Below are 25,385 nucleotides of genomic sequence, written 5' to 3'. Positions count from 1 at the left end.
ATCACACCACATCAACGCACCAATACCTGTAATATTATTTATCCCAGTTCCTTACCCGTCTTTTTATCCATCAACCGGACAAAGAACCCAGCATCCGAGACATGCTCCAGGATTACCTTGATCAGGAAAGTCATTGGAACCGAAAGTAGCATCCCGGCAGTGCCCCACATAAACGACCAGAATACCAGGCTAAATAAGATGGTCACGGTATTAATCGATAATGACTCACCGGTCATTTTCGGCTCTATAATGCTACCCATCACTATCTGAATCGCTTCCAGACAAATGAATAAGAAGACAAACTCAGAAACACTATCAGCAGTCAATCCACCAATGAGCAAAGGTGGAACTATGGCAATAAGTGAACCTACGTACGGAATGTAATTCAGGACAAATGCCAAAATACCCCACAAGAAGGCATATTGAATTCCAAAAAACCAACTAACCAAGCCGATACCAAGTCCAGTTAACAGACTCACGATGGTTTTCACCTTGATGTAAATACTGATAGAATCCTTTACTCTGCGGAAGGTATCAGAAGCTACAGAATGTTCCTCGCCATTTTTGCCCATGATGTAATCGATCACTTTTTCATACTCAGCTATTGCACTTAGTAATCCAGCAAAGTACAAAATGGTCATCAGCAGCTCCGTAGCAAACCCACTGATGGTATTTAGGAACGATCCTGACATGGACAACACCTTGTCAGTGGGAATAACTCTGGAAATATAGGATTTCAATTCATCGTCATTCATCTCAGCTCCCAGCAATCGAGAGATTTCATCAATAACTGGTTTCAATTCGGCAGTTACACCATTTAATATTTGATCTCTATTAGCAATGAAACTGCTCACGGCATTGTAAAAAACAAAGCCCAATGCCAAAAACACAATGACCGAGACGATGGTAGTAAAGACAACACTGAGGTTAAGAGAAAACTTTCTTCTAAATAAACCCACTAAAGGTTGAAGAAGGATCGCAAAGAATAAGGCAAAAGCCAATGGCAAAAACAAATTGCTTAGCACCTTCAACAAATAGAGGATGACAATTCCGAGAAAAACAACCAGGATGTTTTTGATCACTTTGAGTGATCTGGCCATGTCATTTTCAAATTCGCTCATTCAGTAGGTCAGTTGAGTTTTTTAGGAGAATAATTGGAGCTTTTAGTAATGCAAAATTGTAAAATTCATCTTTACAATCACACACATTACCAGAGAGTTAACGGAATCAAAACAAATTATTTCGAAATAATTCAAACAATCAAGCTAGAAACAAAGTTAAATATTTGATTATCAACAAGTTAATGTTATGGATCGAAATAAAATCAGAAATTCTGCTAAAGAAAAAATAGATCAAATATTTCAAAGTCTTGATGAAATCGAACGAAGTGGCAAAAGCTTCACTGACAAGCAAAAAGAGATTTGGAAGCGTGATTTAAGCAACTTAGAGAAGTCTAAAGAAACCATTCAGTCACTGTATGACAACTTGATGGCAGACTCTCAAGAATCCTTTGATCACATCAGATCTGCGTTTGATCAAATGTCGGATGTTATGAATCAGAGACTTACGAAAATTAAGCAAGAATATAAGAAAACCGCATAGGTCTAATTTAGGTTGTGGAAAGACCATGCGTGAAGCAGACAGCTATTGAGTTGTCTGCTTTTTTTATATACAAAAAAGGGTAGATGCCCCTCTGATAGGACATCTACCCTTTGCACTTAATGCAGGACCGTAGCCCTTCATAAGACGTCAAACTACAGTTCGATTCCTTCCTAGAGCTCTCCTGGAAAACCAGTTACTTCTCTATTCTCACTTGATTATGCCACGCTATGATCAGCCTTAGCTTCTGATAACTTTTGCGCTTCAAGTGGAAACTCGCGTTTCGGTTTCTATCTCTTGTTTGATATTTCTAAGGTACTTCCATTTCTTTGCGTTGCCAATAATTTAGGAATGTGGTTTCCCACAACTTTTACACCTTAAATACCAGGCTTTTACACGTCTTTATCCACATTTCTGTTAATTTCTCTTAAATCCTCTTACCGATCATCAAGTATTTGTAACCTATTATCATCTGGCTAAGTCTTAGGGGTAACCAAACTAATTACTAACGATGATCAAAAACTACCTCAAGATCACGGTTAGGCACCTATTGCGTCAACCGGGATACACTTCACTCAACATATTAGGTTTAACTATTGGAATTGTATCCAGCTTACTGATTGTATTGTACCTGTATCATGAAGTGAGTTTTGATCAACAGCACTCCAAAGCAGAAAGGATTTACAGAATATCATCTGATATAAGTGAACCAGATAATTCTTTCCGCTGGACAACCACCCAGCTGCCACTTGGTAGAACAGTTAAAAATGAATTCTCTGAAGTAGAGCAGTACACTCGGTTTATCGGAAATGGAAGAACTCGCTTTGAAAGAAACGACATCAGTTACTATGAAGAAAAGATCTTCATGGTGGACTCAACTGTTTTCAGTGTATTTGATTATGAATTCATCTCAGGAAATTCTGCCACTGCATTAGAAGGCCCCAACTCCATTGTCATTAGTCAATCGATGGCTGACAAAATTTTCAAAGGTGCCAACCCAATTGGAGAGATCATCAAAACTGACAACAACTCACTGGAAGTAACTGGTGTTTACAAGGACCTCTCTCCAAATAACCATATTCGCCCAAATGCAATGATCTCTGCCAGCACTGTAGATCGCAATAACTCTCAAAGTTGGGGTGGATTTGGAATATACACTTACATACTACTTCGAGAAGGCATTGATCCAAAAGCCGTAGAAACCAAATTGAACGAAACGATCATTACCAATTATGTAGCAACGATATTCGATCAGTTTGATATCAAGATCAAATATGAAATGATCAATATTCAGGATATCCACCTCTACTCCACTTTCCAGGGTGAACCCGAACCACTGGGCAACATCAAATACATCTACATTTTTGGAGCTGTCGCCATCTTCTTGATTTTGATTGCCAGCATCAACTACATGAACCTTTCTACCGCTCGTTCTATGAAACGTGCTTTGGAGGTGGGTATTCGCAAGGTAATGGGAGCTCAAAGAGGCATGTTGATACGTCAGTTTATGTCTGAGTCCATACTTCTCACTTTAACCGCTTTGTTCTTAAGTTTGATATTGGTGCTTATTCTAGTTCCAATTTTCAATTCCCAGCTACAAACATCCATGAGCATTAGCAGTCTTGGTGATCCTATGGTGCTTGCTGCCATAGCCGTTATGCTCATTATCACTGGCATACTAAGTGGAAGTTATCCTGCATTTTACCTTTCAGCATTTAAGCCAGCTGCCGTTCTTAAAGGAAAAGGAAGCAAATCAGGTAATAAATTATTGCGAAGTATTCTAGTAGGTGTTCAATTCTTCATTTCTATTTCGATGCTTATCGGAACGTTGGTCATATATGATCAAATGCAATACCTAAGAAATAAGGATCTGGGATTTGAGAAAGAGCGAGTAGTAAGAGTTGTATTGGACAATCCAGCCGCAAGAGACAAATGGCCTGTATTCAAAAACAGACTTTTACAAGACCCAAACATTAAAGATGCCGCTACATCTACAACTACACCTGGAAGAGGTTTTGGTAAAAATGTAATGATGGTAGAAACCAATGAAGGGGTCATGGAAAACTATGGAATTGACTCATATGGGGTAGACTATGATTATTTACCTGTATTAGGAATTAACCTATCCGAAGGAAGAAATATTAATCCTCAATACCCAACCGACACAGCTTCTGCAGTAATGGTGAATGAGGCCATGGTTGTCAGAATGGGTTGGGACAACCCAATTGGCAAGCGATTCCAGTTTGATCAAGACAGCACGAAATACCACAAAGTCATTGGTGTGGTGAAAGACTTTCATCAACGATCACTTTATGAACCAATCGAAGCACTATTGTTTATTCCTAGTTTGAACAATTCGAATGCACTTATCAAAATTAGTGGTGGTTTAGATGCAGGAATCGGATCAATCGAACAAGCCTGGACAGAGACTTTTCCAAACAAACCTTTTGAATACAGTTTTCTAGACCAGGATTTCATGGAGCAATATGAAACGGATCAACTTCGAGGAAGACTCTTTCTTGGTTTCTCCATTATGATGATCTTCATTTCATGTTTAGGACTATTAGGCCTGGCCTCATTCATTGCTGAACAACGTACCAAAGAAATTAGTGTCAGAAAAGTTCTGGGCGCTGAAGTTTCCGGATTGGTTACGTTACTGATCAAAGATTTCCTTATTCTGGTATTAATTGGAGCAATTCCTGCTTTCGGTATCGCTTATTATTTAACGAATGAATGGCTCAGCACTTTTGAGTATCATGTTGATATGAATTATCTGTTGTACGGATTGGTACTGGTTGTCATTGGAGGAATTACCATACTCACCACAGGATATCATGCCTTGAGAGCTGCCACCAGCAATCCGGCTGATAATTTAAAATACGAATAACATATAAAAGGTCGTCAGTGTATTCTGGCGACCTTTTTTCATAAGCAAAATTAATTACTACATTTGTAGTAATGAAAATACTCTCAGCAATTTTTCTTTTCCTCCTGTCACTTCCAGCAATATCACAGAAACAGGTAGTGATAACTATTGATGACTTAATAAGCAATGGGCCCTTCATAGATCTTGCTCACATTCAGCATGTCAATCAACAAGTAATTGACACAGCAGTGTCGTTTGAAGTCCCTGTAATAGGGTTTGTAAATGAACAGAAACTCCATCGTAAAAATGAAGAGGTAGCCAGAAAACAAATCCTTCGAAATTGGTTAGAAGGAGGTCTGGACCTTGGCAATCACACCTACAGTCATCCTTCCTTTTACAACACACCATTGGAAGACTTTAAAAATGAAGTCATTAAGGGTGAAGTGTTCACCTCTTCATTATTAGAAGAATATGGGTCCAAGATGCGGTACTTCCGCCATCCATTTCTGAATACTGGACCAGATAGTCTCACCAAGGCTAAGTTTGAGCAATTCCTATCTGAGCAAGGATACACCGTCGCACCTGTCACAGTAGAAAGTGGAGATTATATCTTCAATAAAATGTATGCTAAGGCTGTCATTGAAGGTGATAGCTCTGAAATGAAAGCAATGGGTGAAGCATATGTCTCTCATACGCTAAAAATGTTTGAATGGTACGAAGGTGTTGCTGATCAAACACTTGGGCGTGCTATTCCACATATCTATTTATGCCATGTCAATCCACTAAATGCTGATTATCTAGGTGAAATCTATCAAGGATTAAAGGATAAAGGTTATGAATTCATCACCCTGGAAGACGCATTGAAAGACCCTGTATTTGACAATACAGACTATCACATTGATAAATGGGGAGTAAGCTGGCTATATCGATGGGATGAAGGAAAAGTGAAAGAATGGCTTATGGCTGAGCCCGAAATTGCCCCTGAAATCCTAAAAAAGTACAATCAGTAGCATTTAAACTGATTTTCTTTGAACTAAATGATGGCTTAACGACTTTTCTTCGTAAACATCACCATATTTTTACCGTTAGGTAAGTCTATTCTCGGTATTGGCATGAAAGAATCGTTCATTAAGAAAATATATGACTCCCATCAGGAGTATACCAAAATCCCAAGTAAAGCATCAATCATCAGCTTTTTCAATGAATTGCTAGGAGTCTTGTTTCCTGACTTTTCAAGTCACCGTGTAGAATCTGAAAAACAAGTAGAACAAATACTTGCCAGTCTTCAGCACAAAATGCGTGACGTCCTCCTCAGAAATATATCCTTAGAAGGTGATACACAGGAAGAAGTAATAGAAGCATTTTTTGAAAGTCTGCCAACACTTTACGAAAGACTAGAAAAAGACATTAATGCCATGTTTGCCGGTGACCCTGCAGCTTATGACAAGTCAGAAATCATCAGATCTTATCCTGGTTTTTACGCTATAGCATCCTATCGTTTGGCGCATGAACTGGCACTACTTGGTGTAAAAAACATACCTAGAATTATCACAGAGCATGCTCATAGTAAAACAGGCATTGACATTCACCCAAATGCGATCATAGGAGAACACTTCTGCATTGACCATGGTACCGGTATTGTAATTGGTGAAACAACCATCATTGGAAAGCACGTAAAAATCTACCAGGGAGTAACTCTTGGAGCACTAAGTGTGGACAAGAAAGATGCGAAAGTCAAACGACATCCAACCATTGAAGATGGTGTGGTCATCTATGCAGGTGCTACTATCCTAGGAGGAAAAACACGAATTGGCAAAAACTCAACTGTAGGCGGAAACGTGTGGTTAACAAAGAGTATTCCTGCTGACTCTAGAGTTTACTACAAAGCTTCACTGCATGACGAGTCGGAGGACAAGTCCGAAATGATTGTAGTGAAACAAGCATAACTCCTACTCTATTACTCCATTGGCTCAAAAACTATCAGCTCATGAAATTATTCGATTTAATTGGCAATACACCTCTTGTAGAAATTACAAGAATCAATAAAAATCCGAATGTCAAAATCTTCGGAAAACTGGAAGGTCAAAACCCTGGTGGAAGCGTAAAAGACCGTGCTGCGTATGGCATGATCACAGAAGCTTTGAAACGTGGAGACATCAAAAAAGGCGATAAACTAGTTGAAGCAACAAGTGGCAACACCGGCATTGCACTAGCCATGATCGCTCAATCAGCTGGCTTGAAAATGACCTTATTGATGCCCGAAAACAGCACCAAAGAGCGCGTACAAGCCATGAGAGCGTATGGAGCTGAAGTAATCCTCACTCCTGCTGAGAAAACCATCGAGTATTCGCGTGAATTAGCTGAAGACATGGCTACCAATCAAGGGTATTACATGCTCAACCAGTTTGCTAATCCAGACAATTACGGCATGCACTACAAAACGACTGGCCCTGAAATCTGGAAAGACACTGACGGAAAAGTGACGCATTTTGTGTCTGCAATGGGAACAACTGGCACAATTATGGGAGTTTCCAAGTATCTAAAAGAGCAAAATCCAGCTATTCAAATTGTAGGCACCCAACCAACAGAAGGGTCTTCTATTCCGGGAATCAGAAGGTGGTCACCAGAATTCCTTCCAGCTATTTTTGATCCAAAAAGAGTTGATCAGGTTATTGATGTAAGCGAAGACAATGCTCGACTGATGGCCAGAAGATTGGCCAAAGAAGAAGCCATTTTATCAGGAATGAGTAGTGGTGGTGCATTAACAGCTGCTTTAGAACTTGCTGCTGAATTGGACGAGGGCCTAATTGTTTTTATTGTTTGTGATACAGGAGAGCGTTATTTGAGCATGGGGCTTTATGATTAAGATACATAAGGGCTACCTTTTACAATAGCCCTCATGTGATTTTCAATCAATTTGTATCAGCATTTCCTCTGCTTGTTCTGTAAGTTTATCTCTAGCTATCAAATCATTCAACACCTTCTTTGCTTTGGACTTTTCTTCAATCGCTATGTAGGTCTGCGCAACCATTATCTGCAGATTTTCATTGAAAAAATACGGAGCACTCAGTTCTACTAGTTGTATTCCTTGTCTCAACTTTTCATTCGCACCTTCATTTGCCATGATATGATAATAACCGTATATCGCCAGTAGAGGAATATCAAAAGCGGAAGTATCTTGCTTCAATTTCTTATTAAATGCTTTAAGACTCAGTTCCTCATTTAAAAAGGACTTTATCGCGTAAACAGTATGTTCATCTGGATACTGAATATGCTCCTTAGGTGTCAGACCAAGTGCACGAACGACTTCTTCTGCAGATCTTGCTGTGGAAAATGGATTCTGACCGGTCACGAATGACCCTGAAACACTGACATTAGGGAGCATAAAATTGGCTTTAGTGAACTTAGCACCACGCAGTACTAATTGATCTTCCAAACTGAATGGAAATTCAGACACCCATTTTTTACCGAATAATGCCTCTTCTTCATTGGTAAACCCTGTCATTTCTACATCCTTAACGATGAACTTATCACCACTTTTCACATTCGCAAATACTGCAGGACCGTGGCAGACAGAGGCAATAATGGTATTTGGCCGTTCATACATTTCAAGTATAATATCTTGTAATGAAGGATCATACGGTAAATCAAACATCGCCCCCTTTCCACCTACAACGAAGATCGCATCGTAGTTTTCTGAATTAATTCTGGAAGTGGGAATTGTTTCCTCCAGTAAACTCAAAGCGTATTCATCAGCTAACAGACGCTGATTGTACACTTTCTCCTTATTATACTGATCGGGTTCTACTTTTCCTCCTCGTGGGCTGGCTAAATCAACTGTTAGTCCATTATCCTTAAAAATGAGATAAGCCTGAGAGAACTCATCAAATTCATATCCGGGCCTTGTTTGACCCTGATCTTTTCCATAGCTACTGACCACCATTAATACTTTTTTCTCAGAATTAAGTCGTTGGCCAATACTCGCCAGAGCTACGAACACTAAAAGTGCTGTTACTAATTGTTTCATTGAGTTTTGATTTGGTAGATGACGACTCAAAACCCGATTTGTTACAACACTTAATGATATAGCGTTACAGGCATTCGCTCGTCTCTAACATCTCCCTCTTGCACAGGGACTGTTGGTTAGAAAGAATCCAACAAAACCACCTAAAAGCAAGGAGTTAGCGATTTCCTCACTATTTAATGCTGTAATCGTAGCACCTTCAGTTAAATAGCTAACTGCTAGACTTATTACAGCACCAATTCCCATGTAAACAAGGGTTCTCTTAAAATGCTTAAGCTTTTCCTGCCTCTTAGCTTGTTTCCCTTTTTCGCCTAATTCTACCTTTTCGAATTCTAATGACATAGTAATCATGGTTTGAGGGCTAAGCTAGGTTGTACAGAAATAAGAATATGTAGCCAATGTTACACAACTACTCAACCTTTCCGTATTTCTTCATGATCTCCAACACGCCTTTTACTGGAAGTTCTTTTATCTCATGACCGTCCTTTCCAGTCATTGTTTCAGCAGCAAAGAGACTGTTAATAATTGCCTCTTCTGTAGCCTCTATTGTAGCCAGGAATAGTGGAGTCATTTCATCATTACGCAAATAGCTTGTTTCTAGAAATTTTGAATCTGAATTATTCGATATTAGGTTTTCTTTCGCATTTGAAAATGCAATCACATAATCACCACTACCATTAGAAGCAACTCCTCCAGTTTTTGATAAACCCATCATGGCTCGTTTAGCCATTCGTTCTAGATTTCTTTCATTTACAGGAGCATCTGTGGCAACTATTATCATACAAGACCCATCTGCTTTTTCCAGAATATCCTTGAAAGGATAGTTACCCAATTCTTTGGCCACAGGAACTCCATTAATTTCAAGAACACCCCCAAAATTGGTCTGAACCAAAACACCAACAGTGTATCCACCTAGCTCTTCAGGTAACTTTCTTGAGGAAGTTCCAATACCTCCTTTATAGCCAAAACATATGGTTCCTGTCCCAGCACCTACATTGCCTTCCACTACTGGGCCTGATTTAGCATTATTAATTGCTGCTACTACATGAGATTCCTTTACGTGTCTTCCTCTAATATCATTTAGAAAACCGTCATTAGTCTCTCCAACAATGGCGTTTACGGAACCAACTTTCTCATTACCTGGTAGTCCAAGCATGTAACTTATCACTCCATTTGCTGCTAGTGGCACACTCAACGTATTGGTGAGCACTATTGGAGTTTCAATATTCCCGAGTTCTTTGACCTGGCTATACCCCATCAATTTCCCATACCCATTACCAATGTACATAGCTGCAGGAACCTTCTCCTGATAGAGATTTCCAGCATGTGGTAAAATTGCTGTTACTCCGGTTCTTACATTTTCGTCTTCGACAATGCTGACATGACCAACCATCACACCAGTAACATCTGTAATTGCATTGTTCTCTCCTGGTTTAAGAATACCAATAGATATCCCATAGGCTCTAGGTCTCAAATCCTGACTGAAAGCATTAGGAACAATAATTAGGGTGATGATAAAAGCTAAAAAATTTCTCATTGTGTTCTAATGGTGAATGATGTGAAATGATCGCAATTACAATAAAAACAAGGCGATAATGTAACTAATGAAAGGATATAAAAAAATATTATCAAATTTTTAAAACTCTGGACACCACTTTGTAGTATTGTGATCAGCAACTATCTGAAAATAATTGAATTACATTCATTCTTACGCCATCGTCATACTGATGATGCTGGTAAGTAGCTTCTCAAATGCTCAACAAGGAGATACTACTTTCTACAGTTACACAAAACTTGGTTACGAATACAGTTTCTTTAACCAGCAATTGAGTGATTGGCATAACCTTACAGCTGAAGTAAAATTTAAAAAAAACAATTTCACTCTCATACCTCGACTAACCTTTGCCAATCGTTTTGATCAGTCATCCTTTCTTTTAGAATCTGATTTTTACAAATCATTTGAGAATAAGGACTACATAATGGCCGGCTTTGGTTTGTCCCCAGGTAGCATTTTCGTGAAGAATCATTTGGTATTGGAATATTTCAACCCTTTTGACAAATGGGAACACTCAATTGGGCTGAGATGGATGAATTTTGAAAACACAGGAAGCCTGGGAGTTATTACCGGAAGCCTTTCAAGATACTATGGTCCTTTTTTAACCTCAATTAGAGGAAACTTCGCCTATGGCTTCACTGAAGATAACTTCAACAACTTCGCGGTAATTCTAACACACAGATACTACTATAGTGATAGTGGGTATATTGGTCTGTTAGGTGCCTATGGATATGACCCAAACCTTGTTCTTATAAGCGATCAAACAATTGAAATAAGCGGCAAACCCGATCAATTAACCTTGGGAGCCTCACTGAATTCTACCACCAGAAAGAACAAGCAATGGACTATTTCCTATCAATGGATCAACTATGATTTTGTCGTTTCGCAAAGACAACAGCATTCCATTTCTTTGTTTTTAACCTTGCACAAACGATGAGTAATCAAAAAATCATACTGGCAGAGCCCAACGAATTGCTGCGCAAAGTACTCACTGATCGTTTAAGAATAGAAGGTTTTGAAGTAAAGTCAGTAGTTAATGGCCTGGAACTCATAGACGATATGGAAAGCCAACCAGACCTTATTATCACGGAGGAATTACTTCCATTTAGAAGTGGTTTTGAGATATTAGAAATAGCCAAACAGAAAAAAATTCCAGTAATCATCATCAGCGATGCTGATCTGGAATCCAAAATACTCGAGGCCTTTCGTCTTGGAGCTTCCGACTTTATTGACAAACCATTTAGTCCAAATGAAGTAGTTGCACGATCGAAAAACATATTGTATCGCTTAAATAACAGTGAAAATGTTTGATCTTAACAGATATCCCATTGTTGACAAATGGATCATCTATCTGATTGGACTGGTACTGCTCTGTCTATTCTTAACGCTGATATCAATATTCACCTATCGAATAAGATACATTCTATTTAATAAGAAACAGCAAAAGTTCAGGAGCACACTTCTTTCACTACTCTCCGCGACGCTTAATTATCCAGAAAAAAGTGACAAATACAAAAAGCAACTCAATCAGCTGGTGAAGAACACGTGGCAAAAAGAAATGCTTTTGGATGAATTAATTCAAATGTGCTACTCATTTAGTGGGATTTATGAAGAGCGATCAAAAGAACTGTATTACCACTTTGAGTTAGATAAAATTTCCATCAAAAAACTGGACTCGACTTTCACCCATCGAATCGTGGAAGGAATCATCGAGTTATCCATCGTTGGTGATAAATCTGCTTATTCAACCATCGTCCCTCTGGTAGACCATCATGATATAAGAGTAAGAAAACAGGCTAAAATCGCCATGGTAGAAATTGGCGAAATCAAAGGCTTAATGGAAATGGAAAGTAGAATTGGGATCATGTCTAATTGGACATTTATTTCTATTCTCTCCATCTTACATCGTAGCCCTTTCAAACTCAGCAAAGCCCAACTAGAGACCCTTAGAAATTCCCAAAACCCAGCCACCCGCAGATTAACGCACTATTTAGATAAATACTCAGTCACTTATCAATGATAGGATACAAAGAAATTACCGAATTTCTCAATTACGGCATATTCTTCTATGCTTTGACCATCATGTCGTTTTATGTTGTTCTGGCCTTCATTTCATTTAGAGCACTGCAGCGCTACACTCGAAATGAAAAGAACACCTATTTTGATGACATCCTTCGTTCACCTTTAGCTCCAAGCATTTCCATAATAGCTCCAGCATACAACGAGTCCCTATCAATTGTCGATAACATCAGATCGTTGCTTTCACTGCATTACAACAATTATGAGATCATAATAGTGAATGATGGCAGCAAGGATGATTCTGTTTTGCGCATGATCGAAGCTTATGACCTGGAACCCATCAACACCATGGAGTGTGCTTACCTGAATCACAAACCAATAAAAGAAGTCTACAAATCCAAGAATCCTGCATTCTCCAAATTGCTGGTGATTGACAAAGAGAATGGTGGTAAATCAGATGCATTGAATGCAGGCATAAGCTATGCCAAATCAGACCTGGTGGCTTGTATTGACGTGGATTGCATTATTGAAGACGATGCATTACTCAGAATGGTAAAGCCATACCTTGAAGAAACTCGAAGAAAGGTTGTTGCTGTAGGTGGAGTCGTTAGAATTGCAAATGACTGTGTCATCAAAAATGGACGACTATTACAGGTCAAACTGGCCAAGAAATGGTTACCAACATTCCAGACTTTAGAATACATCAGAGCCTTTCTTTTAGGAAGAATGGCCTGGGGCGAAATGAATGGTTTATTAATTATTTCAGGTGCCTTTGGACTTTTTGACCGAAAAACTGTTCTGGAAGTAGGTGGCTATGACACCAGCACTGTTGGTGAGGATATGGAACTGGTAGTACGGATGCGTCGATTCATGGCCGATAATGACAAACCGTATCGTGTAGCTTATGTGCCTGATCCATTGTGCTGGACGGAAGCTCCTGAGGAGTTATCTATTTTCCAAAAACAGAGAAACCGATGGACAAGGGGCACTATTGAAACCTTGTTGGCTCACCAGAAAATCTGTTTCCGTCCCAAGTACGGGTTAATGGGAATGCTATCGTATCCTTTCTGGTTACTGTTCGAATGGTTAGCTCCATTAATTGAATTTACAGGGCTAATTTATTTTGCAGTTTTGGCAATTTTGGGGTGGATCGACTGGCAACACTTTTTCATCTTAATCACATTAGTATACACATTTTCACTGCTCATATCATGGATAGCACTTTTATTAGAGGAAAAAACCTACCGTGAATACACCCAGGGACGGGCATTATTAAAGCTATTATTCGCAGCAATGATAGAACCATTCGTATATCACCCCATTACTGTGTGGTCTGCAGTGAGAGGAAACTTCGACAAGTTTATCCGCAGAAAGAAAACCTGGGGAGAGCAGAAAAGAAAAGGATTTAAGGCTACTTAATTTATTGACTTAGATTCCCAAAATAGCGCTCATTCATAATTTTGATATATAGCATCATAGGAGGTAAACCTGCTTTTTTCCTACGCTTATCCAGTTTATCAGCATCCTCTACCGGCTTAGGTATGTACGAAGTAGAATCAGCATTAAGAGTCATTTGAGTACCAAATACTTGAAGTTTACCTGTATTAACCAATACTCGATCAAGTAAATAGGCGTAATCTGTGTAAGATGCCTGATCTTCATCTACTGCTTTAGCCATTTTCTCCAGTACAGCCTCCTGAAAATCAGAATGTTTGTCTTGATGCTGCATTAACAACCAAAAATCATGACTTCCTTCTTCGCCTACTAAATCATAACCCAGATAGCCATAAGTTTCAAACATTTCTTTCAGTTTCAAATAGTGCAAACTATCTATAGCATCTAGAGTCATCACCAATTGCGATTTCGTTAATGAGTCTAATGATTGATTAACTCCTTCCCGATATGCGGTTCTCCAGCGCTGATCAAGCTCTACCATAGAATCTAATTCATTAATAAGCTCTTGATTCACCTGTGCACTAGTTTTCAACGAGATAACAGAAGCTACAAGAAATAAAATTTGAGGTAGAAAAGTGGTAGGTCTCATGCTGGTTTGACTTATAAAGATTCTTTTAATCTTGTATAACAAATTTAACGCAATGCCTGCCGATTTAGATACAGATAACAGACCAAGGGGTAAAAAATCCTACCGAAGAGAATTAACCTGACTTTAACAGGAATGGCAGCAAGTGATACCGCAACTGAGGACATTTTCATACCTCGCTCCTGTTTGAAAGATGGTATGTTTACAATACCCTAAATCGAAAAATGATGGACCTAAAATTACTTATCCTAATCAGCCTATTTAGTCTGAGCATCAGTCTGTTCGGTCAAAGCAAAAACTACTTCCAGTCCTTCGACAATACTCGGATAGCCTATGAAGATCTTGGCGCTGGAACTCCAATTCTCTTAATCCATGGCTTTATTTCAAGTGGTTCATCATGGAATAATGGTTCTCTGAAGCAGAGTTTATTAAACCAAGGATATCGAGTAATCATTCCAGACCTAAGAGGCAATGGAGATTCCGATAAACCGTTAAATTCAACTTACTATGCTAATGATGCGGAGATTAAAGATTTAATCTCTTTGATCGATCATTTAGAACTGGATAGTTACATGGCTATTGGATATTCACGTGGGTCAATTGTTTTAGCAAAACTTTTGACTCAAGATATAAGAATATCAAAAGCAGTTTTAGGAGGCATGGGTGCGGATTTCACTAACCCGAATTGGGATCGTAGACTCATGTTTGCCGAAGCCTTTGCAGGGACAGCTCCTCTGAACGAAACGACCAAAGGAGCTGTGAATTATGCCAAATCAATTAATGCTAATCTGGAGATCTTGAGTCACTTGCAAACATATCAACCTATAACCTCGATTGACGAATTACAGAAAATTGAAATCCCTACTCTGATTATTGCAGGAGATGAAGATACTGATAATGGCTCTCCTCAAGAACTTGCAAATCATCTACCCAATAGTCAATTGACCATCATACCCGGAGATCATAATAACACACATAAAACCTCTGCATTCGCAAGCGAAATACTGGATTTCCTAAATGAAGATTAAGTCTTTTCATCTTCATCTTCCAATTCATCATTTTCTCGCTCTTCTACAAGTTCAATTTTTGCTATAAATGAATCATCCCGGTAAAACTTTGGCATAAAAACTCCACCCATTCCAGCACCAAAAGCTGCAAATACAATAAATAAGGTCATCACTACTAGACGTAGGACCTTTTTGAAATTTTTCATACTAATTGAAGATGTGAGTCGAATTGACTCGTTTGAAATGTTGGCTAAACTGAGAATTCAGTTTTGTTCAGTTCATCTTCATAGGGTGTTGTAAGAGGTAGTCTCTTTAACCGATCCAACTCAACAATTATAAACCTCCTTTTTCTGGCTAGGTGTTCTACATTACCAGATAGCTGATCATGAAACTGCTGAATTGATGGAATAGAACTTGTCTCTGGCTTACTTGATTCAAATCGCGAGTCAAATAAATGAACCCTTTCCCTTTTGGGAATGAAAGTATTTGACTCAACGAGTTCTATCCTCTGATGCGAAATCGGATCAGCTTGAGAGGTTGAGACTGGCAACTGAAATAACGCCGCCAGAAAAACCAACAACCAAATGGACAGTTGGCTTTTAAAAATTGCGTTATAAGTAAACGATCTCAACATGATCGATTTAACGTCACTTTTTGGATTTAGTTTTCTTAGAAGATTTCGCACGTGGATTAAAGTCTAAAGCCAAATCAACCCAAAACTTAAAATCATCAATCGATCGATAACCATCTTCATTGATATAAGCATAGCCCTTCATATATCTACCAGCCATCTTCACTGACTGATAGCCCAGCTTCTCTTTCATCAGATCGTCTAATTCAGGGTCGAATCGACACATGAGGTTATCGCCACTCACATTAACGCACATTTTGTCATTGACCAGAAATGCTAGTCCTCTGAACATCTTCTTCTCCTCTACTTCGATGTTGGGAATTTTAGAAAGATATTCTCTTAGTCTGTCAGCAAGTCTTTCGTTGTAAGGCATAGTTCAATATACAAAATGCAGCATACATAATTCAATTAGTCAACTGCATAAGTGAACGCTAAAGCTACCTTATTCTCAATTCCATTAGGCAACATGACGATTACTTGATTATCCTTTATTTTATAGTTGACCGGGTTACTCGATCCTAGTAAATTCATTTTAGTGCCGTTCTTGGGCAGGTTTCCGGTCCAAATAATTTCCCTTATGTTGATACCTTGTTTAATCGGAAGCAACGCATACACTTGATTCTCTTTTTTCGTAAAGAATACCTCCCCAGATTGATAGTTTTCAATGGATCTTGTTCCGTATATGGCTTCACCATTCTCCTGTAGCCACGAACCTATCTCGTTCATTTTAGCAACATCATCAGTCCTAAGAGTTCCATCAGGCTTTGGTCCAATTCCGAGTAGTAAACTTCCGCCCTTAGCCACTATTTCGATTAACGAATGGATAATTTGCTCTGAGGATTTCGAATCATCATTAGGCACATAGCCCCAGTTATTATTTAACGGAATACAACTCTCCCATGGGTTTGGTAATCGATTCTCAGGGATGGTACGCTCCGGTGTTTGATAGTTCTCGTATAGTCCTGGCACGGTTCTGTCAACAATTAACAAACCAGGTTGATTTGTACGAGCCATTTCAGCTAAAGCTGGCATATTCACACTTTGCTCACCTCCATGCACCATCCTCCCTTCTCGAACCCAGCCACCATCAAACCACAGGATGTCCAGATCACCGTAATTCGTAGTGAGTTCTTCCACTTGATTCGACACAAACTGCTGATATTTCTCCCATCTGTCAGGATGAACTCCAATATTATAATTGACATTTCGGTCATCAGTCGCATACTTTTCCCACCAGAAATACTGCGAATTCCAATCAGGCTTCGAAAAATAGGCTCCAATCATCATGTCTTTATTTCTAAATGCTTCAAAAACGTATTTAGCAACATTTGATTTTGGATGATTGGCAAACGGACCATTCGTGATTTTAAAATCCGAATATTTAGTATCGAACATGTTGAAACCGTCGTGATGTTTAGTAGTAAAAACCACATATTTCATCCCTGCACGCTGGGCCGCTTCTGCCCATACGTCTGGATCAAAATTCACAGGATTAAAATCATCTTTAAGCGATCGATACCATTGTTTGTACTCATGATGAGTCATACTGTCTCTTCTGTTGATCCAATCTTCAGAAGTCAATTCCCAGGACTCCACTATCCCAGCTTGAGCATACAATCCCCAGTGAATTATCATTCCAAACTTCAGATCCTGCCAGTTTTCCAGCTTCGCCAATACTAAAGGATCATTCGGCCATACGTATGCTTCCGATTGTTCGTGCAAGTTATTTTCAGGATCCTGAGCTAATGCTCCTAAAGTCATAAATAATGACAGGATAAGTACAGTAATCTTAATGTTCATCTTATTTCACCTAAATTAAGGAAGTCTCTCAAATCAAATCTACATTCAATATTATCGCGAATTAATGAAACAAATTATTCAATTTACATGTTGGTACATTTAAATTAACAATTAATAACAATGAGTTCAGCAATCAAACATATAAAGCCACTTGGCTTCCCGTGGGCAACCCAAGACCCGTTTCTATTCTGTGTTTATCACAAAGACGATTATCCTAAAGGAAATAAAGATATGGGTCCAGCTGAGTCAATTGCTGGCAGAAACTTAGGACAAGACTTTGATCCTTCTAATAAATGGAGAATGTATCATGGATCAACAGTTCCGGGCTTCCCACAGCACCCACACAGAGGATTTGAAACAGTGACGGTTGGTGAAAAAGGCCTTATTGATCACTCAGACTCTTTGGGAGCAGCAGGTCGTTTTGGCAATGGCGATGTACAGTGGATGACTGCAGGCAAGGGAGTTAACCACTCCGAAATGTTTCCTTTGTTGAAGGAAGATGAAGAAAACCCATTAATTCTGTTTCAGATTTGGTTGAATCTACCCGCGAAAAGCAAGTTTGTTGAGCCGCATTTTAAAATGCTTTGGTCGGAAGATATTCCTTATTATACTTCTGAAGATGGTAAAACCAAAGTAAAAGTGATATCTGGCTCCATTGGCGATGTAAAAGCATTATCCCCAGCTCCAGACTCATGGGCAGCGGATCCTGCCAATGAAGTAGCCATTTGGACTTTAACGATGCAGCCAGGCGCTGAATGGACATTACCGTTGGCAAGCGCTGAAGCTAATAGATCTCTTTATTATTATGCTGGTGGATCTGTTCAATTAAATGATGAAAATCTACCCTTAGAAAAAGCCGCTGAATTAGATGCTAGTCAAGCGGTAACAATCAAAAACGGTGATCAAGAAGCACAATTTCTGGTATTACAAGGTAAGCCAATCAACGAGCCTGTTGCTCAGTATGGACCTTTTGTAATGAACACACAAGCTGAAATACAGCAAGCCTTTCAAGAGTATCAAAGAACCCAGTTTGGTGGATGGCCGTGGCCTAAAAATGACCATGTGCATCCGAAAGAAAGTGGTCGCTTTGCTAAGCACGCAGACGGAAAGGAAGAATATAAATAGATTTCATAACGGTTGAGGTTTGTTCTTATTCTGATTAAATTATAGAAAGAACAAACCTCCTCCCCATGAAAATGTATCAACTGGTCTGGCGATATGAGTGTTCTCCTGAACAAAAAGACCAATTCGAAGAAGCTTACAAACGCAATGGAACCTGGTTTCACTTTTATGAGAAAAGTGAAGATTATTTAGGGCAGGAATTGATCAAAAAATCTGACAAAAATGACTATCTGGTGATCGATAGTTGGATCTCCAAAGAATCATATGAAGACTTCCTCACTAAAAACAAGTCAGAATATGATCAACTAAACTCACAATGTGCACCTTTGTATTCAAGAGAAGAATTCTTAGGTTTTTACGAAACAGTGGATCATTGACAACATATCTATCGAGCACCATCAGCACACTATTAAAGTATAAAATAGTTGCAGAGAAAACATTTGAGCAACTTTCGGAGGTGCAACTATTCTGGAAACCAGAACCTGAATCCAATAGCATAGGAATAATTGTCAATCACATGGCTGGTAATATGCTTTCCAGATGGACCAATTTCTTAACTGAAGATGGGGAAAAGTCATGGCGGAATAGAGAAAATGAATTTGAAGATGAAATAGCGTCCAGAGAAATGCTTCTTCAGAGATGGAATGAAGGTTGGAAATGTTTTTTAGACACACTTGATTCACTCAACGAGGATGACCTTGGGCATATTGTGCACATAAGAAACGAAGCCCACACTGTAATGGAGGCTATTCAACGACAACTTGCACATTATTCACTTCATGTAGGACAAATAATCTTCTTGGGAAAAATGCAGAAAGGGCATGACTGGTCATCTTTATCTATTCCTAAAGGAGAATCTGAACAATTCAATCGAGAGATGTTCGGAAAGTAAAGCAAACACACCCCGTTTTGGATTCATTACCTTTGTAGGCAAAAGAGCCATTGCAGAAAGTTGCTGAACATATAGTCTCTGAAATTAATACTTCTAGAATAGTCGATTACCTTCTTGGTGTTTTTGATCAGCTTCCCACTAAAAATAGTATTCAAAAAGCAATCAAATCCGGCGGCATAAGAATTAATGACCAAGCTTGCACTACTGCTAAAATCCCCGCTCCCGGTGATCGAATTGGTTATTACTCAACCAAATCTCGAATCAAACCCTACTCTTTGGAGATCGAAATAGTCTATGAAGATGAACATCTCTTAATCGCTAACAAACCTCCTGGATTACCAACAAGTGGCAACTACTTTAGAACGCTTGAAGCCGCTCTAGCTCATTCACATCCTCTTAAATTTTCAGAGACCAACCTCTATTCTCCCAGACCTGCACATCGCTTGGACAACCTGACATCAGGGCTTGTGATTGCAGCTAAAACGAGTAAGGCCTTGTTTCAAACGGGGCAATTATTTCAAAAAGGAAAGGTACATAAGACCTATAATGCTCTAGTTATGGGCAAAACTCCAAATGAGGGACAGTGGAAATCTGTGATCAATGGTAAGCCTGCTATCACCGCTTTCAAAAAGTTAAAGGAAGTGCGATCACTAAAAAATGACCAACTCACTTTACTAGAGCTCTCACCCAAAACAGGCAGAACTCACCAACTAAGAATCCATTGTAGTGAAGCTGGTTTCCCAATTTATGGAGATCCTATTTATGCCAAGCAAACCATCAAAAATAAGGGACTATTTTTATCTGCGATAAGGTTAGTTTTCACACATCCTGTTACTTTAGTGGAATTGGATGTCAGTATCAATTTGCCGTCCAAATTCATTAATAGAATGAAAAACGAACAAAATCGTTGGGAACGACGCAATGGAAATAGTAAAAGCAACAGTACAGCACCTTGATGAACTTTTAGAATTTGCCAGAGATAATTTCTTACTTACCTACGGTCATATGAACACCGAGGACAACATGAGAGATTATCTCCAAACTACCTTCTCTTATAAGTCCTTTCAATATGAGTTTCTGGATCCAGAATCCGACTTTTATGTTATCCTACTGGGGAACAAGATTATTGGTTACTATAAGTCCAATGTTGGTGACGCTCAAACTGAAGACAACTTACCTAACTCACTAGAGCTAGAACGAGTATATGTTACAGATAGCTTAAAAGGACAAGGTTTAGGACGAAAAATGATCGATCACGCCATTGCTCAAGCGAAATCTAAAAATCTCGATTTTATCTGGCTTGGGGTTTGGGAAAAAAATCAGAAAGCCATCGCATTTTATGAAAAGATGGGATTCAAATCCATCGGAACTCACGTCTTTCAGCTGGGTGATGACGCACAGACGGATTTGATCATGAAGCTGGAATTGTAGTTACTTTCCAGCTTTGAAGAGATCAAGCTGTGTTTTGTAATGCATCACATCCTCTCCCTCCAGTTCTGCTGCTTGCAGTGCCAACTGACCATATTTTACAGCTTCTTTTTGGTCTCCCAGTTTGAATTTTAATGAAGCATACGTATCATAATAGGTAGCATCTGGATAATCCTGAAGAACACCTTTCATCCATTTGGCGGCAGTTTCTAACTGTGCCACATCATCTATGAATAGATAAAACTTCCAGCTAAACTCATTCAACTGATCAGGGTCGCTAACCTCCTGTTCTTCAACTACTGTAATTGCATTTGTAGCGTAAGCAGGCCAGTTTTCTTTGAGGTCATTCACTTTCAAATCAGCCAGGCTTACCAACTTTTCTTTATCCGTAAATTCTACTTCCGAAATTAATCGACGCAAAGCCTGGGTAGCAAACAAGGTCAGATCTTCACCTTCATAAATCGAAATAAGCTGATCAAGCAACACGTTAAAAATCTTAGCATCCACAGTATCTTTCCCGTATTTCATAGAGAACCTATCATGATAAGCCATCAAGTATTGAATCTGCTTGCTGTATGGGTCAGACACATTCAAGTTAATCATGGTCCATGATTCTTCTGTCATCCAATCCTTCTGATCAGTTCCTTCAAAAAATGTCTCTATAAACTCAGTTTTATTCACACAAGCATACTCCAGAGCATAAGAATACTCGGTAAGGAAGTCCACAGATCGCTCACCAGTTTCAAACTTTTGCTTCATGATGGAAAGGTTACTTTCACTTAAAGCAACTTCACCCATTGTCAAAAAATCTGCAGCATCTATAGCTCCACATCCTCTGTGAACCATATTCCCTTCTGCATCTATAAATAAAAATACCGGGTAGGATTGTACCTCATACAAATCAGTCAACTGCAACCCGAGATAATCTTCCATATCGACCAGTACGTTGATGAATTTCTGATTATAATACTCTCCGACTTCCTTATCTGATAGTGTGTATTCGCGAAGGACAGCACAAGGTTCACTCCATTCCACAAAGCCTGTAATAAAAATTAATTTATTCTCAGCTTTCGACTTCTCCAGAACCTTCTCCCATTCCATATCAACAAATTGGATTCCTTTATCCTGTGCTTGAGATGAAAAAGACAGAGACAATAGCAGAACTATTGTGAGAAATGAGGTGAGTTTGGTCATGTTTATACTTTCTTTGGTCTATAATCCATGGAGGATTAGGGTAAATCTAATGGATTTTTGAAGATCAAAATATCTATTTTCACAATTATGCTAAAGGCAGTTATATCACTTGTTTCGTTATCGGTCAGTGCCGTTTTGTTTGCACAACAATCTCATGCCGAAGAAATTAAAGAATGGCAAAAGGAATTAAATCATGAGTTCGCCGATCCTGAAGAATCTCCACTAGAGAAAAAAGACTTTAAAAAGTTCGAATCTTTAGAGTTCTTCCCAATCAATGAAGATTGGAGAATTGAAGCCTCGTTTGAATTTACACCATTTCAAAAGCCGTTCACTATTCCAACAACTACTGATCGACTACCAGTTTATGTACAATATGGTATTGCTCGATTTGAAATAGAGGGTCAAAAATTTGAGTTTCCGATCTATCAAAACCTGGAACTTCGAGAGGAAGAAGAATATAAGGATTACCTCTTCGCACCCTTCACCGATCTGACTAATGGATTTGAAACCTATGGAGGCGGTAGATACCTGGATCTCAGAATTCCTAAAGGAGATATTATAGTTCTGGACTTCAACAAAGCATACAACCCTTACTGTGCTTACAGCGGAAGATACTCATGTCCTATCCCACCTGCCAAGAATGATTTAGCTTTGCGGATTGAAGCGGGAGTAAAAGCCTGGAATAAAGACGAGAAACATTGAAAATACATATTAAAACATTCTTCGGTTTAGAAGAACTATTAGCAGAAGAGGTAAAAAGTTTAGGTGGTCAGAACGTGCAGGTTCATAAAAGATCTGTAGCGTGTGAAGGTGATTTAGAATTTCTATACAAAGCCAACTACAATCTTCGATTAGCACTCAAAGTGTTAGTTCCTGTTTATAGTTTCCAGGCAAGAAATGAACAGCAGCTTTACGATCAGGTAATGAAGCATGACTGGTCCAAGTACCTGAAAATGGAACAGACCTTCGCCATCGACAATACGGTATTTTCAGAATTCTTTCGGCATTCAAAATATGCAGCATTAAAAACGAAAGATGCTATAGTAGATCAATTTCGTAATAAGTTCGGAAGACGTCCATCTGTAGACATCAAAAACCCAGACATCCAGTTCGATTTATATGCCTTCAAAGATCAGTTTACCATCTCGCTAGACAGCTCTGGTGACACACTGAATCGTAGAGGCTATAGAGAGCCCGGACATGAGGCTCCGCTCAATGAAGTCCTTGGTGCAGGCTTATTGAAACTTGCCGGATGGAATAAAAACATTCCTTTAATTGATCCGATGTGTGGCACTGGAACCATCCTGATAGAAGCAGCCATGATGGGTCAAAACATACCTCCTCAAATAAACAGATCTGACTTTGGCTTCAAAAACTGGAGCAACTACCAGCCAACCGTATGGAACAGAGTAGTAGCAGAAGGACGTGCTGGAGTGAGAAAAACTCAATTAGATATTTCAGGAGGAGATATTGATGGCAATACCGTATTAGCAGCTAACAAGAGCTTAAGAAAATTTCGACTAAAGGATGTAGTCAATATCCAACGAATTGCTTTTGAAGATCATCGTCCTAAAACTCCAAAAGGAATGATCGTCTGCAATCCGCCTTATGGTGAACGAATTGGTAGAACCAACACCAATGAGTTCTACAAAACCATAAGTGATGTATTGAAAAACAATTTTGATGGATTTGATGCTTGGATTTTGAGCAGCAACATGGAGGCTTTTAAGCACTTAAAGTTGAGAGCATCCAAGAAACTTGTTCTATTTAACGGATCATTGGAATGCAAATTCCAGAAATACGAGATGTATAAAGGAAGCCGAGAAAACTAAATTTCAAGGAAATTAAGTGATTCATTAGGGGTAACTCTAAGTGTATAACGTAATTTCTTATTTGGTTATTTCCCTCTATTTTGACACTTACAGTTATGGCAACTTTGCTTCATGAAAATTAGCCAAACTAACAGAAGGAGTAAAGCAAGCTACAAACTGGCTACAAGAATGAGAATTAAACTTTTTGCAATTACTCTTATTGCTTTTTTCATAATGGTTATTAGTGTAAAAGCATCCAAAAGCGATCTAAAAGTTATTAATAGCAAATATTCCAAATCAGAGAATAGTTCGCTAAACGCAAAATCAAAAACTGCAATTTTTAATCAAAATTTCTAGGCATCACCGTATCCTCTTCTAATTTTCTCAAAACAGAAACTTAATTTGCATGTTGTTCATTGTATGAATGATCCGCAAAACACCGGTGAAAAGATTAAGCAAGCCGCTGATTCTTTGACTACCGAAATGAAAGAACCTATCGAGCAAATAACCGGAAAGGTTGTTACCTGGTGGGACTACTTTCTCAATATGCTGCCCAACATGGCGGTGGCCGTAGTGCTGTTTATCATCTTTCTACTTTCCGCAAAGGCCATTCAAAAAGTTTTCTTAAGACTTTTCAGACGATCTTCAGCTAATAGATCACTGGAAAACCTCTTCGGAACGATTATCTACTACCTCGTTCTAGGAACAGGGTTATTCATTATCCTGGATGTACTTCAGTTAGACAAAGCCGTTACATCGCTATTAGCTGGGGTTGGAGTAGTTGGTTTAGCTTTGGGTTTCGCTTTTCAAGACATTGCGGCCAATTTCGTTTCAGGAATCATACTTGCTTTCCGAACTCCCTTTCATATTGGTCACATAGTGAAAATCAGCGACTATATGGGTACAGTCACCAGAACGAACCTGCGAGTAACGGTAGTCAAAACATTTCAAGGACAAGAGGTCTACATCCCCAATAAAGACGTATTACAGAGCCCAATCCAGAACTTCACTATCCTCGGACAAAGAAGAATTGACCTGGCTGTAGGAGTCTCCTATGCCGATGATTTACAAAAAGTAGAAGACCTGGTATTACAAACACTAAAAGACCTGGAAGGCGTAATTCGTCATGAAGACATGATCTTCACGTACACTGAATTCGGAGATAGCTCTATCAACTTTGAAATCAAGTTTTGGATAGATTATCCTGACAATCCCGGTTTTTTACATATGCGCTCCAAAGCGATTAAAGCGATTAAGAAGGCATTTGATGAAAATGAAATCACTATTCCTTTCCCAATCAGGACACTGGATTTTGGAATCAAAGGCGGAATGACTTTATCTGAGATGAATGTAAACTCTAGCAACGCCGCTACGTAAAATAGAATCGATTCTAAGG

27 protein-coding genes are annotated in these 25,385 nt (G+C 39.0%); 18 read left to right on the top strand and 9 right to left on the bottom strand.

Going from position 1 to position 25,385, the window contains the following annotated elements; all coding sequences use genetic code 11:
- Positions 1-38: 38 nt before the first annotated feature.
- Positions 39-1,121 carry an AI-2E family transporter gene (locus tag NXS00_RS10330; protein WP_258099111.1) on the bottom strand — a complete coding sequence of 361 codons (1,083 nt, stop codon included), beginning with the start codon at positions 1,119-1,121 and terminating at the stop codon, positions 39-41.
- A gap of 187 nt (positions 1,122-1,308) precedes the next feature.
- Here NXS00_RS10330 and NXS00_RS10325 point away from each other — a divergent pair, with 187 nt between their 5' ends.
- The 5 genes from NXS00_RS10325 to cysM all read left to right on the top strand — a co-directional run bounded on the left by NXS00_RS10325 (position 1,309) and on the right by cysM (position 7,331).
- A complete protein-coding gene (locus tag NXS00_RS10325; RefSeq protein ID WP_258099110.1) occupies positions 1,309-1,602 on the top strand; it encodes a hypothetical protein in 294 nt (97 codons plus the stop codon).
- 508 nt (positions 1,603-2,110) lie between these two features.
- Entirely contained in the window at positions 2,111-4,486 is a 2,376-nt protein-coding gene (locus tag NXS00_RS10320) for an ABC transporter permease (protein ID WP_258099109.1), read from the top strand.
- Between the two features lie 71 nt (positions 4,487-4,557).
- Positions 4,558-5,475: a polysaccharide deacetylase family protein gene (locus NXS00_RS10315; RefSeq protein ID WP_258099108.1), complete on the top strand. Its 918-nt coding sequence runs from the start codon at positions 4,558-4,560 to the stop codon at positions 5,473-5,475.
- A gap of 102 nt (positions 5,476-5,577) precedes the next feature.
- Complete coding sequence (locus NXS00_RS10310) at positions 5,578-6,411, top strand: serine acetyltransferase domain-containing protein (RefSeq protein WP_258099107.1); 834 nt, start codon at positions 5,578-5,580, stop codon at positions 6,409-6,411.
- A 41-nt stretch (positions 6,412-6,452) separates the two neighbouring features.
- On the top strand, positions 6,453-7,331 hold the full coding sequence (cysM, locus tag NXS00_RS10305; RefSeq protein ID WP_258099106.1) for a cysteine synthase CysM: 879 nt from the start codon (positions 6,453-6,455) through the stop codon (positions 7,329-7,331).
- Between the two features lie 42 nt (positions 7,332-7,373).
- On the opposite strand, the gene NXS00_RS10300 is transcribed toward cysM, so the two are convergent.
- From NXS00_RS10300 to NXS00_RS10290, 3 genes are all read right to left on the bottom strand, one after another.
- Positions 7,374-8,492: a type 1 glutamine amidotransferase domain-containing protein gene (locus tag NXS00_RS10300; RefSeq protein WP_258099105.1), complete on the bottom strand. Its 1,119-nt coding sequence runs from the start codon at positions 8,490-8,492 to the stop codon at positions 7,374-7,376.
- Between the two features lie 84 nt (positions 8,493-8,576).
- On the bottom strand, positions 8,577-8,831 hold the full coding sequence (locus NXS00_RS10295) for an urea transporter (protein ID WP_258099104.1): 255 nt from the start codon (positions 8,829-8,831) through the stop codon (positions 8,577-8,579).
- Positions 8,832-8,898: 67 nt separating this feature from the next.
- Positions 8,899-10,026: a DmpA family aminopeptidase gene (locus NXS00_RS10290; RefSeq protein WP_258099103.1), complete on the bottom strand. Its 1,128-nt coding sequence runs from the start codon at positions 10,024-10,026 to the stop codon at positions 8,899-8,901.
- Positions 10,027-10,180: 154 nt separating this feature from the next.
- Here NXS00_RS10290 and NXS00_RS10285 point away from each other — a divergent pair, with 154 nt between their 5' ends.
- From NXS00_RS10285 to NXS00_RS10270, 4 genes are read left to right on the top strand one after another with little or no spacing between them, the layout of a single operon-like run.
- Complete coding sequence (locus tag NXS00_RS10285) at positions 10,181-10,981, top strand: YaiO family outer membrane beta-barrel protein (protein ID WP_258099102.1); 801 nt, start codon at positions 10,181-10,183, stop codon at positions 10,979-10,981.
- Entirely contained in the window at positions 10,978-11,355 is a 378-nt protein-coding gene (locus tag NXS00_RS10280; RefSeq protein ID WP_258099101.1) for a response regulator, read from the top strand. The genes NXS00_RS10285 and NXS00_RS10280 overlap by 4 nt, the downstream gene beginning before the upstream one ends.
- On the top strand, positions 11,348-12,064 hold the full coding sequence (locus NXS00_RS10275; RefSeq protein ID WP_258099100.1) for a hypothetical protein: 717 nt from the start codon (positions 11,348-11,350) through the stop codon (positions 12,062-12,064). Before NXS00_RS10280 ends, NXS00_RS10275 begins: the two co-directional genes overlap by 8 nt.
- Complete coding sequence (locus NXS00_RS10270; RefSeq protein ID WP_258099099.1) at positions 12,061-13,482, top strand: glycosyltransferase family 2 protein; 1,422 nt, start codon at positions 12,061-12,063, stop codon at positions 13,480-13,482. The genes NXS00_RS10275 and NXS00_RS10270 overlap by 4 nt, the downstream gene beginning before the upstream one ends.
- Position 13,483: 1 nt before the next feature.
- Here the strand turns inward: NXS00_RS10270 and NXS00_RS10265 are convergent, their stop codons facing one another.
- Positions 13,484-14,107: a DUF6624 domain-containing protein gene (locus NXS00_RS10265; protein ID WP_258099098.1), complete on the bottom strand. Its 624-nt coding sequence runs from the start codon at positions 14,105-14,107 to the stop codon at positions 13,484-13,486.
- Between the two features lie 221 nt (positions 14,108-14,328).
- Between NXS00_RS10265 and NXS00_RS10260 the strand changes: the two genes are divergently transcribed.
- Positions 14,329-15,132, top strand: coding sequence for an alpha/beta fold hydrolase (locus NXS00_RS10260; protein WP_258099097.1), 804 nt, complete (start codon positions 14,329-14,331; stop codon positions 15,130-15,132).
- Here the strand turns inward: NXS00_RS10260 and NXS00_RS10255 are convergent.
- The 3 genes from NXS00_RS10255 to NXS00_RS10245 all read right to left on the bottom strand — a co-directional run bounded on the left by NXS00_RS10255 (position 15,129) and on the right by NXS00_RS10245 (position 17,542).
- On the bottom strand, positions 15,129-15,317 hold the full coding sequence (locus tag NXS00_RS10255) for a hypothetical protein (protein ID WP_258099096.1): 189 nt from the start codon (positions 15,315-15,317) through the stop codon (positions 15,129-15,131). The two genes, NXS00_RS10260 and NXS00_RS10255, sit on opposite strands and share 4 nt — an antisense overlap.
- 441 nt (positions 15,318-15,758) lie before the next feature.
- A complete protein-coding gene (locus tag NXS00_RS10250; RefSeq protein WP_258099095.1) occupies positions 15,759-16,115 on the bottom strand; it encodes a TfoX/Sxy family protein in 357 nt (118 codons plus the stop codon).
- A gap of 35 nt (positions 16,116-16,150) precedes the next feature.
- Entirely contained in the window at positions 16,151-17,542 is a 1,392-nt protein-coding gene (locus NXS00_RS10245; RefSeq protein ID WP_258099094.1) for an alpha-L-fucosidase, read from the bottom strand.
- Between the two features lie 120 nt (positions 17,543-17,662).
- Between NXS00_RS10245 and NXS00_RS10240 the strand changes: the two genes are divergently transcribed.
- From NXS00_RS10240 to NXS00_RS10220, 5 genes are all read left to right on the top strand, one after another.
- A complete protein-coding gene (locus NXS00_RS10240) occupies positions 17,663-18,667 on the top strand; it encodes a pirin family protein (protein ID WP_258099093.1) in 1,005 nt (334 codons plus the stop codon).
- Between the two features lie 65 nt (positions 18,668-18,732).
- Complete coding sequence (locus NXS00_RS10235; protein WP_258099092.1) at positions 18,733-19,041, top strand: hypothetical protein; 309 nt, start codon at positions 18,733-18,735, stop codon at positions 19,039-19,041.
- Positions 19,038-19,556 carry a DUF1572 family protein gene (locus tag NXS00_RS10230; RefSeq protein ID WP_258099091.1) on the top strand — a complete coding sequence of 173 codons (519 nt, stop codon included), beginning with the start codon at positions 19,038-19,040 and terminating at the stop codon, positions 19,554-19,556. The genes NXS00_RS10235 and NXS00_RS10230 overlap by 4 nt, the downstream gene beginning before the upstream one ends.
- 50 nt (positions 19,557-19,606) lie before the next feature.
- A complete protein-coding gene (locus tag NXS00_RS10225; protein ID WP_258099090.1) occupies positions 19,607-20,512 on the top strand; it encodes an RluA family pseudouridine synthase in 906 nt (301 codons plus the stop codon).
- Entirely contained in the window at positions 20,478-20,987 is a 510-nt protein-coding gene (locus tag NXS00_RS10220) for a GNAT family N-acetyltransferase (RefSeq protein WP_258099089.1), read from the top strand. Before NXS00_RS10225 ends, NXS00_RS10220 begins: the two co-directional genes overlap by 35 nt.
- On the opposite strand, the gene NXS00_RS10215 is transcribed toward NXS00_RS10220, so the two are convergent.
- Positions 20,988-22,178, bottom strand: a complete 1,191-nt coding sequence (locus NXS00_RS10215) for a DUF255 domain-containing protein (RefSeq protein WP_258099088.1) — start codon at positions 22,176-22,178, stop codon at positions 20,988-20,990.
- 87 nt (positions 22,179-22,265) lie between these two features.
- On the opposite strand from NXS00_RS10215, the gene NXS00_RS10210 reads away from it, so the two are divergent.
- The 3 genes from NXS00_RS10210 to NXS00_RS10200 all read left to right on the top strand — a co-directional run bounded on the left by NXS00_RS10210 (position 22,266) and on the right by NXS00_RS10200 (position 25,366).
- A complete protein-coding gene (locus tag NXS00_RS10210; RefSeq protein ID WP_258099087.1) occupies positions 22,266-22,880 on the top strand; it encodes a DUF1684 domain-containing protein in 615 nt (204 codons plus the stop codon).
- Positions 22,877-24,010 (top strand): THUMP domain-containing class I SAM-dependent RNA methyltransferase, encoded by a 1,134-nt coding sequence (locus NXS00_RS10205; protein ID WP_258099086.1) that lies wholly within the window; start codon positions 22,877-22,879, stop codon positions 24,008-24,010. The genes NXS00_RS10210 and NXS00_RS10205 overlap by 4 nt, the downstream gene beginning before the upstream one ends.
- 399 nt (positions 24,011-24,409) lie before the next feature.
- Positions 24,410-25,366 (top strand): mechanosensitive ion channel family protein, encoded by a 957-nt coding sequence (locus tag NXS00_RS10200; protein WP_258099085.1) that lies wholly within the window; start codon positions 24,410-24,412, stop codon positions 25,364-25,366.
- Positions 25,367-25,385: the final 19 nt, after the last annotated feature.

Origin of the sequence: Marinoscillum pacificum (genome assembly GCF_024714495.1) — a bacterium.
In the GTDB taxonomy this organism is placed as follows: Bacteria; Bacteroidota; Bacteroidia; order Cytophagales; family Cyclobacteriaceae; genus Marinoscillum; species Marinoscillum pacificum.
Note: the sequence above shows the minus strand (reverse complement) of the source record. Positions and strands in the feature narration are given on the sequence as shown.